The following is a 10,327-nucleotide window of genomic DNA, read 5'->3' as shown; positions in this document are numbered from 1 at the left end:
CCCCGATCGACTACGAGAACACCCTCACCCCGACACCGGCTACGCTGACCTCAGCCGCATAACCCCGTGTCCAACATCCGGGGTGAAGTCCCGTGACCTTCTGGGAGGAGCTTCCTCCTCACCGCCACGGCACTCCGGCCGAAGTCGCCACGGCGATCCGCCGACTCCACGATCTACCCGTCCCGAGCGACGTTCCCTTCGCCGCCCTCGACCCCTTCGTCCGGCTAAGCGAGCGCATCGACGCTGCCCGAACCCTTACTGGCACGGACCTAAACTGGCTTCGCCAACGCCTGGCTTCACTACAGGCCAGCTATGCCGAACTCCCCGCCGGACTGCCGCACTGCGTGGTTCACGGTGACGCTTGGGTCGGCAACGTCGTCGCGACCGACGACGGCCAAGTGGTCCTGCTCGACCTCGAACGCTGCTCCGTCGGGCCATTCGAGTGGGACCTAGTCAGCACCGCCATCAAGCACACCAGCTTCAACTGGATCACCGCCGAGGACTACCACGACTTCTGCGACCGCTACGGCCACGACGTCACCGACTGGCCCGGTTTCCAACTGCTCCGCGACATCCGCGAACTACGCATGGCGTCCTACGTCGCCCAACGCGCAGCCGAAAACTCCGACGCCCGAGCGGAGGCCAACCTCCGTGTCGCCTGCCTGCGTGGGGGTGAGACGCGACCCTGGCGGTGGACTCCAGCGCTGTGAATCGGCAGGCCAACATGCTTCGACCGGTCGCAGGCAAGCTTTCCTGCCAGTAGGCGAGGTTATCGCGGGTGGTCGGGTGTTGGTGTCGGATCCGAGCACCCGCTGACAGTCGGCAAGCAGCGCCTCCGCTCCGCCGCCGCACCGGCCACATCACCGACCTCACCTCACAGGCGTGCGTTGCTCGCCGCATTACTCCTGATCACGCCGCCTGCGCGGGCGGCTGTCACGATGCCGGTCGTGTTCGTCCAGGGCTGCAGCGGCCACTCTCAGCCTGCGCTCACCCACGGGTCGAGGCCCGCGCCCAGTCTCGTTCGCAGACGTCGATGACCAGGTGCAGCAACTCGTCGGGCCTATTGGTCAGCCCGAACGCCCCAGGCGGCACAGGACGCTCCTCACCGCAATAGACGACTGTCGGTCGATGGACGTGCTCGGCCTTCATCAGCCGGATCAGATGCGCACCTGCCTCTGGATCATCACCTCGCGCCATGTCGCTGATGACCATGGTGAACCCGGTGTCGGCGAGCAACGACCGCATCGCCTCGGCAGTGCTCAGCGAATAGGCGATGTCGACACCGAGTAACCGCTCCAACACGTCGCCCAGAACATGGTTGTTCCCAGGGTGGTCGTCCACCCACAGGAGCCGCTTCCCGGCACACCTCTCACGCGCTCGTTCCGCTCGGGCGACCGCACCCAGCCGATCTGCGGTCGGCACCTGAACGTCCGGCTGCGCGTCTTTCAACGTCTCGGCGAACGTCGCCTCGAACACGGAGGTGCTGAAGGAGGTGATGTCAGAAAGTTTGCTCCGGATCTCGCGGCGGAACAGCAAGAGCACGAGCAGGACCAACAACGGCCATAACAACGACGGCACTGCGGTCAGCACCCGATGCCAAGCGGGGTCTGACGACGCCTCCGCAGCCCACTCAATGTACATCCTCACCGTTCTCTCCTTCACTGAAACGCTGCGGCCCGAACGGTTCGCTATCAAAGACGCGGGCATCCGCCAAGGCCGAACGCAAGCCCTGTGCCACCAGAAGGGGGATCCGGACCAGCGGCTCCTCCTCGCGGATCGCCGAGTCGAGCCACCTCCGCCCGCCGAGCCTGTTCAAGATCAGTCCCGTCATAGACACCTCCTCCAGGTCGACCAGATCGACCGGCGCGGCGGCGTTCCTCCAGAGGTAGTCGTTGCCCTGTGCGACGCGCAGCGCCGCCGCACGCCGCCGACCTATCGCCACGAGATGGTCGAAGACCTCCGGGCCTTCGACGTCATCGACCGGCGCGACCAGATCCGGCCGACGGCCCGTGCGGAAAAGGGCGAGAGCCAACTCGAAGTGGTCGGCGAGAGGAACACCGTGGGCTCCTACCGGGTGCAGTCCGTGCGCCGCAAGATTTCGTGCCACGTCGGGAACCGCACTCTCGAAGTTGTCAGCGAGTACTGGATGGCCGACGAGCGTGAGCAGGAGGTACACGCGTTGAACCGGGTCCAACGCCGAGAAACCGGTTGTCATCGCCCGGATGCGATCGACCAAGGCGCCGGTGACGGCCGCTCGCCTGCCCATCAGCCCGACGGCCACCATCGCGCCGAACGGCAGGCCCGCCTCCAGATAGGCGATGCTGGCACGGAAGGCTAGGCGTGCGGCGGCCGTCGGGTCGACGAGAGCTGCGTACTGTGCGGCCATGCGGTAGGCCGAGGCCCGCAGTGCCGCGCTGCGCCAAGGGTCATCACGCGAGACCAGGGCTCCCCACACCGGGTCGGAAGGGCGGGCTCGGGAGAGCGCGACAGCGTACGCGGCGTGGAAATCAGCCTGCCCTCGGAGCGCTCGCGCCGACACACCGAGCGCGTCGAGCACCTCTTCATCGCCGAATCCGAAGTCCGCCATGTCAGAACGCGCTTCTGATGCTCACGACCGCGGAGGGGTCGACATAAGCCGGATTGACGACCGACTCCACCAAGCGCAGGTCGATGCCGCCCGAACCATCGTCAGAGATCGTATACTTCTCGTAGCGGTGGATCTGGCTCGCGGGGACGATGACCTTGGCAGTCACCTCGCCCTCCAACTGGTAGTGAGAATATCGGCGATAGGTGGTCAGCTCGCGCACTTCCTCGGCGAGGTGCTCCACCGGCACGGCCGGGGTGAGACCGACGACCACCCAGCAGTAGAACAGGTAGCAGTCGCCGCGCAATCGGCCGAAGTCACTCGCGAACTGAAGCGCTGTGAGGTGCGCGGGGTAGACGAGGTTGGTCTTGAGGAAGGTGTTCCGTTCCACCGCACCCGCGGCGAGGGAAATGAACGGCGTCTCCTCACTCACCAGCCCGGGTCGTGTCGGGTGCGGCCTGCTATAAGCGTTGACGTGCAGTTCCAGGTCGGCCGAAGTCAGCCGCTCTGCGACCTCCCGAGGCGTGATCGCCCCGACGCGTCGCCACCAGCCGCACTGGATCCCGCTGCCGTCGAGGACGTCCTTCGCCTCCGTGTCGTCGATCCCGTGCACACCTTTGATGCAAGTCTGGACATACACTGCGCACCTCCGATGTTCGGTATCGACTCCACGCCGCGCTTGTTACTCCAACGAGGTAGCCGGCGCACCGAGTCCGCACAACTGCGGGTCTGCCAAACGAGAGTGAGGGAGCCACTCACCCAACACCTCGACCGAGCGTGGCCGAACACCGACTGTCCCACCAGTCAAACAAGTAGTCGATGGCTGGACGACTTCATTAGGCCGGTGGTTGACCTGATCCTCATAGGTCCCGCCGCTACACGTATCGGAAATTTGGAAAGCTAGACCGAGCCCGGCAACATCAACTCGTCGAGTGGCTGGAAACGAGCCGGATCGTCCACGATACCTGGCTTGCCGGGTGAGCGACGGATGAGTCCTTCGACCAGAACGGCGCGGCCTGCATTGTGCCATTCCCAGGCTTTGCGGTAGTCCTCGAGTGGGAGTCGTACCCTGACCTCCGATGGCCGGCCTCGACGCATGGTCGACACGGCGATTTCTCCGAAAGGATCGTCATGATCCTCATGCCGAAACTGAACGATGGTGCCGGAGAACATTTGCTTGGAGGGCGCTTTCTGCTGTCGCAACCGCTCGGCGAGCGACCGGACGAGGTCGACGGCTTCCGCACTAATCGACACCTGCCGTGGCATCGTATCCGGCGCAGGCACCACCGGCGCCCAGTCGACAGTGGTCTCAAATTCCCCGATCGCACTCTCATCTAGGACATTCACCAGTGCTGTGCAGAACTCCCGACTCACACCTCGATACACCAGTTCGTGCATTTGATCGGTGTTCGGCGTTCGACCAGGCTCGACGACGATGTCATGCACAGCCTGCATCGATTGGGCGAAGGTCCGCACGACACGACGCTCGAAGGGCTCGGAAGCAGCCTTGTACCGAATGGGATCTTCATGCTCGTCGTACAACGTCGGCTGCCCAGGGTCCGGCTGCTCGGGTTCCGGAATTGGCACTAGCACCGGAATGATAAACGAGCCCCGCTCGGTATGTCCCATGAACGCTTCACGGACAACATCATCACCGATTCGGGAATAACTACCTCCGATCTGAGCACGCTCTAATCGCGCCGTCGTCGCGGTGGCACGTAGCATCGTCCGCGCAGAACCGATCAGCTTCGTCGCCGTTTCGAGCGGAATCTTGTCGATGATGCGATAGTCGTTCACCGCTCTTAGGTGCGCCACGTCGAACCGCACGTACCGCACCGCGTCGGCGGTCGTCTTCACGTCGCGCCGCTCGGCCCGAGCGAGCCTGGACACTACTGAGCCGATCAGCAGGTCATCCAGCTCGTGCGGCACGCCGATACGGACCTCGCCCTTCACCCAGAGCGTGCCACCCGGGCCGGGTGGACTAGACGACCACCCATGGGTCCTGAGGTAGCTCACCAGGTCGACTGCCGTCGGTAAGACGATGGTGTCACGCAACCACACCGCCCCCTCTCGACGCGACGAAGCTAGCCTCGACCTCCTCCGCCCACAACTGCAGCGTGTCGGCTGTCAACCGCTGGGACTTGGGGACAACGATGTTCTGTCCATCAGCGAGCGTATCCACTCGGGTCCAGAAGGCAGCCGCACGATGTAGCGTTGCGTCATCCTGGTGCTGTAGCCATGACACTTGATCATCCGGATCAACGATCACCAGAATGAAGTAAACCGGAACTCCAGAGCGCTTCCAGTGCCGGAGCCAGGACTCTTCAATCGGCCAAGTCGCCGTCGATCCCCCCTTGATGCGGAACTGTCCGGTGCATTTCACCTGCACCCGCGCAGGTGCCATTTCGAATTCGATGCTTCCGTCAATTGCGAGCACGTCTTCATCTGGACTGCCCTCTTGGAAGCCCGCCCCAGCCTGGCTGCACACCGCACGAACGTAAGCGATGCCGAACCGCGACTTCGCCCGGTTCGCGTCCAAGATCGCCACACCGTTCAACGAGCGGCTCGCGCCATCTGTCATGATCGCCATCGTCGTGCCTCGAAGGCACGTTGTGTAGCCGACATCAGTGTGAACTGTCGAGGACCGTTCACCCATCCAGATCAACACGCTCATTGAGGCCAGAACAGCAGTGAGGTGGGTTGTAGCCAGCCACAGCAAGCGTTGTGCCTGGTCTGCGCTGACGTGGAGTAGTCACTCCAGTCCACCGCAACATCACCCGTCTGAGTGGCGGCACCGATTGTAGAGCTGGCCGCTTGCGGTGACCTCACGTCTTCATACGTCGTCTTGCGCCGCCCGGATCACCGGGAAGGCCATGTGCGTCCGGTCGGAGCGAGCGGTGTTGGTCGCTGTAGGCGTGCCGGTTTGGTGCCGGGAAGCGGCGTTGGACTCGGTCGAGCTGCAGCTGGAGTCATCGTGCTGGACAGATGTTGACGTGGTCGCTTGGGTTGCGGAAGGTCGTCGCGGGCCGGGTGTTCCTCCATAACAGTGATGGCGGCGGCGAGCTGGTGGCGGGCGGCCTCGCGGATAGCGTGACACTCCGCGATCGCGTACAGGCCGTGATGATGCCCAAAACGGCGACAACGACCACGGCCAAGACGACCGGGGTGACATCGCGGGCGCGGGCGGCGATGCGGGCGGCGTCGCCCAGCATTCGCAGCGCCTCCTGGGCGGTAATGGCCGAAACAGACGACTGCTTCGCACCTGGCGACGCCGTGAACTCGGCCGTCGGGACGGTGCGGGGAAGTTGGGCGGCGCGGGTGAGCTGGTCGTGGACTTCGTCCAGGAGGTTGTGCGAGTCGTAGGGTCGGACTACGGCTAACAGGTCGGCGGAGCGCTCGACGAACAGGTGCCAGGTACGCTGGTCCAGGTCCGGTGCCGGAACCGCACCCTCTGCGGCGCCGATGGCGACTTCCACCGCGGTGCGGGCCCGGTCCAGTTCCCGTCGCAAGGTCTGCTCGCTTGTTCCGCCAGCAAGATCCTGTGGACCGACGGGCTGGTCGACGATGTCACGCCACAGCGTCTGCTGTCGGCTGACGGGTAGTGGTCTGGAGTCGGCCCAGCGGGCGCGTAGCCGCGGCAAGGACAGGTCGCGGCGCAGGGTCGACCCGGCGAACCACAGCGGCTCGGGTTCTGGGAGGTCCTGCTCGGCGGCTTGCTGCTCGGGCCGTAGTGCGACTTTGTAGCCGGTGACTGGCCCAGTCTCGGGGTAGGCGGCGACCAGCACGCCACGGCGGCGCAAGCCCAGTACGAACCCGACCTCGTTAGCAGCCTCGGCGGCCTCAGCCGTGACGAGGTCGCGCAGTCGGTCCCGTTCAGTGCGCTGCCCGTTGGTGTCCGCACCGAGTCCTCCGTGATGGAGTAGAGGACGTGCTGCGGCTCGCCGGTGAAGTCGCCGTCGAGCTGTCCCGTGGTCAGTTTGGCCGCCAGGTCCACGACGACCGTGCTCTTGCCGATGCCAGGTTTGCCGACCAGTAGGGCGACCTCGCCGACGGGTAGGTAGTCCCGCCACGCGAACCGCGTCTGCCTGATGTCGATCTCGTGCACGGACCTCAATCGCAGGCGCCGGGTCGGTGGTTCGTCGTGCGCGCCAGGCGAAGTTTGTCCCCCGAACTCAGCCATGACGTCAGTCCCCCGCGGACAGTGCGCGCACGAGCGACTCCGTGATCACCATGATCCGGCCGCCGTACTTGGCCACCTTGGCGGGGAACTCGTCGCGGGCGACGAGGTCGTACGCCTTGCTGCGGCTCATCCCGAACGCCGTTGCCGCTGTCGGGACGTCCACGGCGGGCGGCCACGTCGCCTTGATCTCCGCCAGGGTCGGACGCCGTTCAGCCTCCTGCCTACTCCCCATCGGACTCGCCCCCTTGCCGCTCCCGCTCGACCAAGCGAGCCAGGAAGGCGTGGTACGCGGTGATGTTGCGGCCACGAGGCAGTCGGCTACCGGTCTCCCAACGGTGCACTGTGGACGCCGTTACTTCGCAGTCCTGAGCCGCCAGTGCCTGACTCAGTCCAGCAGCGACACGTAGGTCGCGCGCATACCCAGTTGTGATCCACTCGCGCAGCTCCGCAACGCGGTCCGCGAGCCTCAATCCCCCCGTGTTCATGCCGCCAAGATAGACGCTTTGCGTTGACATGTCACTGTCACTGCCCTATCGTCACGTGGTGTAAGCGCTCATGAAGGGATGCGTATCGTTCTGTCGTGCCTCGCCTGCCGAAGAACTTCCGGATCGACTGGGTGTCGGTCGAGCCTGTGGAGTCCAGGGGATACCTGCCCGCCGGCCCCGACACCGCTGTGCCCGCCTTCTTCGATGCCCACATCCAGCTCGGCGACCCCCCGGCGGTCGTGAGCATCGAAGTTCAGGTCACGGCGGACGCAGGGCCAGTGATCGTCGAGCTGAGCGTCAGGTCGAACAGCCGGTCACCGATCACCACCTCGGTGTTGAGGCAGGTACTGGTCGACCAACTGCTGCGGGAAGCGATGAACGCGGCGGTGGTGCCAGCTTCAGTTCGCGAGGAGTGGTTGGCGACGTTGCCGCCCGAGCATCGCGAACGCGCCGTACCCAGCCGTCCGGCACCGGTGCCGGACGGCCTCAGCCAGGCCGACCGGGACGCGCACACGGCGGCACAGATCTACACCGAGGCTCTGGCGGCAGGCAGCAAATCGCCCGCGGTCATGGTGGGGCACACGATGAACCGCTCCCGCCCGCAGGTGGCGAGATACATCCGCAGAGCTCGTGAGCTTGGCCTGTTGCCCCCTCTGGGTCCACCCGAGGGGGACCGATAACGAAGGAGCACCACCGCAGTGGGGGACCCGATCAAGAAGATCGAGTTGAAGGACGGTACGACGAGGTACCGGTTTGTGATCGACATCGGGCGTGATCCGACGACCGGCAAGCGTAGGCAGTTGACCAAGACCTACGACACCAAGAAGGAAGCCCGCGCCGAGTACGCCAAGGTCAAGCACCAGACCGACGAGGGGACGTTCGTCGGGCCGGACAAGACCACCGTGTCGGCCTGGTTGGACACCTGGTTGAAGTCCACGACGGTCGACGTCGAGAAGGCCACCGCCGCCAACTACGCCGACGCGCTGCTGCCAGTGCGGGAGCGGCTCGGCGGGAAGCGGCTCCAGGACGTCACAGAGGAGGACGTGGATGAGTTGGTGAGCTGGATGCTCACCTCCGGCCGCAAGCGCGGCGGGAAGGTCGGCAGCGGGCTCAGCGTCCGGTCCGTGCAGCTCACGCTGGGGCGCTTCAGGTCATCGTTGAACATGGCGATGCGGCGCAGGTTGGTGGTCCGCAACGTCGCCCAGTACACCCAGATCCCGCGCGAGGCGCGGCGCAAGGCGGCGGCTGCTGCGGCCTTGCGAGTGCCCTGGAGTGAGACGGAGGTGAGACAGTTCCTCGCCGCGATCCGCGACCACCGGCTCCACGCCCCCGTGCTCCTGGCGCTGATTGGGATGCGGCCAGCCGAGGTCTGCGAACTCAGGTGGAGCGCTGTTGACCTCGACGCCGGAACGTTGTCGGTCGAGCTGACGCGCACGCTGGTCGAGGGTGAAGTGGAGGAGAAGGGGCCGAAGTCGGAGAAGGGTAAGCGCAAGCTGCCCCTGCCTACACCCCTGCACGCAGCGCTCAAGGCGTTCAAGGCCAGGCAGGCCGCAGAGGCGATGAAGGCCGGTGAGCTGTACGACCGGTCCGGATTCGTGCTGGTGGACGAGCTGGGTGCGGCATGGAAGACCGACCGGTTCCGACGGGCGATCCACAAGCTGATGGAGCAGGCCAACGTACGGAAGGTCCGGCCATACGACGCTCGGCACGCCTGCCTGACCTACCTGGCGACATCCGGCGTACCCGACGTGGTCGTGAGCGCCTGGGCGGGTCACGCGGACCTCAGCTTCACCAAGCGGGTCTACATCCACCCGAACGTCGAGCACCTGCGCCAGGCGGCTGACCAGCTCGGCGAACTCCTGGGCTGAAACAAGCAGTACGAGCGTTCGTGAGAAATTGTGAGACAGCGCTGCCCTAAACGCAGTCAGGGCCTTGTCTCACCATAGTGATCCAAGGCCCTGACCTGGACTTTCGCCCTCTATCGACCGTCGGGACGACAGGATTTGAACCTGCGACCCCTTGACCCCCAGGCACTTCTCAGGGCCGATAGTCCAGCCTGGACAGTCCGCGTGACCTGCATCGATTGTCCCGCAACGTCCACAGGCGTCCGGCCCCGTGTCGCCAAGTTGTCACTCAGTTAGTCACTCGGACACCCACACGCAGCGTCCATTATGGACAAGCCCTGAGCGGCACGTAGCGGGTCCGCGGGTACACAAGCAAGGAGCGTCGCACGACAGAGCGGCTACGGCCGTCTCAAGGCGCGCTGAGTGCCGTTCTCACATCTGTCAGTCCTACTCGGGCCGCCTGCCTCGCAACAGCTCCAAGATGGCGTCCAGCTTCGAGCCGTGCTCCGCCTGGGTGTCCGCGATCTCGGCAAGCCGGTTGCCCTGCCGCTTCTGCGTGGCCTCGATCGTGGCAAGCATCTCGTAGATCGACTGAACGTCGTTGTCGAGCTGCCGCACCTTGCGCTCAAGCTCCGCCGGACTCGTCATAGCAGGCAAGCCTAGCCCTCCATGGGCATGCAAGGGCAAGCTGCAGCCGAGGGGTGGACCAATACCCGGCAACGGCTCCGCCACCCCTCCCAACCTTCCCAGAAGCGTAACTGCCGTAACTGCCGTAACGATGCAGGTCAGGCGGTTACGGATGGCCTCCCGCGTCCGTAACCAGTTACGGAAAACCGAGCCGGTTACAGCTACCACGAGCCATCCGTAACCGGCTAACCAGCACGGTTACGGCAGTTACGGCAGTTACGGACACCAGGGGAGGGACAAGCCCATCACCAAACCAATCCCCCTCGGCTGCAGCCAACTCCCTCCCCCGCCTGACCAGGCGGACATCCACGCGCACCTGGCGATCCATCTAGTGGCGTGTCTCGGAGGGTTGACCCGGTAATCGGTCCTGTGGCCTGATCGGCCAGGCTGGTCCCGCATGTCGAGTGCGGGAGGTGGTTGTGGCTCGTCGACCAAGCGTGTTCGTCAGGCCCTTGTCGATGGAGGAAGGCCGGAAGATCCAACGGATCACCAGGACCGCGAAGGATCCCGTACGGCTGCGGCGGGCGATCGTGGTGCTGATGTCCGG

12 protein-coding genes and 1 pseudogene are annotated in these 10,327 nt (G+C 65.0%); 3 read left to right on the top strand and 10 right to left on the bottom strand.

From position 1 onward, the window contains the following. The first annotated feature begins 92 nt into the window (after window positions 1–92). Window positions 93–710 carry a phosphotransferase family protein gene (locus ACIQMJ_RS40795; RefSeq protein WP_499766379.1) on the top strand — a complete coding sequence of 206 codons (618 nt, stop codon included), beginning with the start codon at window positions 93–95 and terminating at the stop codon, window positions 708–710. Between the two features lie 277 nt (window positions 711–987). Here the strand turns inward: ACIQMJ_RS40795 and ACIQMJ_RS40790 are convergent, their stop codons facing one another. The 9 genes and pseudogenes from ACIQMJ_RS40790 to ACIQMJ_RS40750 all read right to left on the bottom strand — a co-directional run bounded on the left by ACIQMJ_RS40790 (window position 988) and on the right by ACIQMJ_RS40750 (window position 7,249). Then, complete coding sequence (locus ACIQMJ_RS40790; protein ID WP_499766378.1) at window positions 988–1,647, bottom strand: hypothetical protein; 660 nt, start codon at window positions 1,645–1,647, stop codon at window positions 988–990. Continuing rightward, entirely contained in the window at window positions 1,631–2,587 is a 957-nt protein-coding gene (locus tag ACIQMJ_RS40785; RefSeq protein WP_499766377.1) for a hypothetical protein, read from the bottom strand. The genes ACIQMJ_RS40790 and ACIQMJ_RS40785 overlap by 17 nt, the downstream gene beginning before the upstream one ends. Window position 2,588: 1 nt before the next feature. After that, complete coding sequence (locus ACIQMJ_RS40780; RefSeq protein WP_499766376.1) at window positions 2,589–3,197, bottom strand: hypothetical protein; 609 nt, start codon at window positions 3,195–3,197, stop codon at window positions 2,589–2,591. 287 nt (window positions 3,198–3,484) lie between these two features. Beyond that, window positions 3,485–4,537 (bottom strand): hypothetical protein, encoded by a 1,053-nt coding sequence (locus ACIQMJ_RS40775; protein ID WP_499766375.1) that lies wholly within the window; start codon window positions 4,535–4,537, stop codon window positions 3,485–3,487. Window positions 4,538–4,631: 94 nt separating this feature from the next. Beyond that, window positions 4,632–5,258, bottom strand: a complete 627-nt coding sequence (locus ACIQMJ_RS40770) for a DUF4365 domain-containing protein (RefSeq protein WP_499766374.1) — start codon at window positions 5,256–5,258, stop codon at window positions 4,632–4,634. A gap of 295 nt (window positions 5,259–5,553) precedes the next feature. Continuing rightward, window positions 5,554–6,369 (bottom strand): hypothetical protein, encoded by an 816-nt coding sequence (locus ACIQMJ_RS40765; RefSeq protein ID WP_499766380.1) that lies wholly within the window; start codon window positions 6,367–6,369, stop codon window positions 5,554–5,556. A gap of 173 nt (window positions 6,370–6,542) precedes the next feature. Next, window positions 6,543–6,764, bottom strand: a pseudogene (locus ACIQMJ_RS40760) (AAA family ATPase); the annotation flags it as partial. A 4-nt stretch (window positions 6,765–6,768) separates the two neighbouring features. After that, window positions 6,769–6,996: a helix-turn-helix transcriptional regulator gene (locus ACIQMJ_RS40755; protein WP_499766373.1), complete on the bottom strand. Its 228-nt coding sequence runs from the start codon at window positions 6,994–6,996 to the stop codon at window positions 6,769–6,771. Further along, entirely contained in the window at window positions 6,986–7,249 is a 264-nt protein-coding gene (locus ACIQMJ_RS40750; RefSeq protein ID WP_499766372.1) for a helix-turn-helix domain-containing protein, read from the bottom strand. The genes ACIQMJ_RS40755 and ACIQMJ_RS40750 overlap by 11 nt, the downstream gene beginning before the upstream one ends. A 95-nt stretch (window positions 7,250–7,344) precedes the next feature. Between ACIQMJ_RS40750 and ACIQMJ_RS40745 the strand changes: the two genes are divergently transcribed. Continuing rightward, on the top strand, window positions 7,345–7,929 hold the full coding sequence (locus ACIQMJ_RS40745) for a hypothetical protein (protein WP_499766371.1): 585 nt from the start codon (window positions 7,345–7,347) through the stop codon (window positions 7,927–7,929). A gap of 18 nt (window positions 7,930–7,947) precedes the next feature. Further along, window positions 7,948–9,117, top strand: a complete 1,170-nt coding sequence (locus tag ACIQMJ_RS40740; RefSeq protein ID WP_499766370.1) for a site-specific integrase — start codon at window positions 7,948–7,950, stop codon at window positions 9,115–9,117. Between the two features lie 423 nt (window positions 9,118–9,540). Here the strand turns inward: ACIQMJ_RS40740 and ACIQMJ_RS40735 are convergent, their stop codons facing one another. Further along, the gene (locus ACIQMJ_RS40735) at window positions 9,541–9,741 is read right to left on the bottom strand and encodes a hypothetical protein (RefSeq protein ID WP_499766369.1); all 201 of its coding nucleotides are present in this window, start codon (window positions 9,739–9,741) and stop codon (window positions 9,541–9,543) included. Between the last annotated feature and the right edge of the window lie 586 nt (window positions 9,742–10,327).

The organism is Actinosynnema sp. NPDC091369, assembly GCF_044757065.1.
In the GTDB taxonomy this organism is placed as follows: Bacteria; Actinomycetota; Actinomycetes; order Mycobacteriales; family Pseudonocardiaceae; genus Actinosynnema.
This window is presented reverse-complemented; position numbering and strand designations above follow the sequence as displayed.

Excerpts from the sequence above, each read along its gene's own strand:
- ACIQMJ_RS40785 (WP_499766377.1), bottom strand. The coding sequence starts at position 2,587 with ATGGCGGACTTCGGATTCGGCGATGAAGAGGTGCTCGACGCGCTCGGT.
- ACIQMJ_RS40770 (WP_499766374.1), bottom strand. The coding sequence starts at position 5,258 with ATGAGCGTGTTGATCTGGATGGGTGAACGGTCCTCGACAGTTCACACT.
- ACIQMJ_RS40755 (WP_499766373.1), bottom strand. The coding sequence starts at position 6,996 with ATGGGGAGTAGGCAGGAGGCTGAACGGCGTCCGACCCTGGCGGAGATC.
- ACIQMJ_RS40750 (WP_499766372.1), bottom strand. The coding sequence starts at position 7,249 with ATGAACACGGGGGGATTGAGGCTCGCGGACCGCGTTGCGGAGCTGCGC.
- ACIQMJ_RS40735 (WP_499766369.1), bottom strand. The coding sequence starts at position 9,741 with ATGACGAGTCCGGCGGAGCTTGAGCGCAAGGTGCGGCAGCTCGACAAC.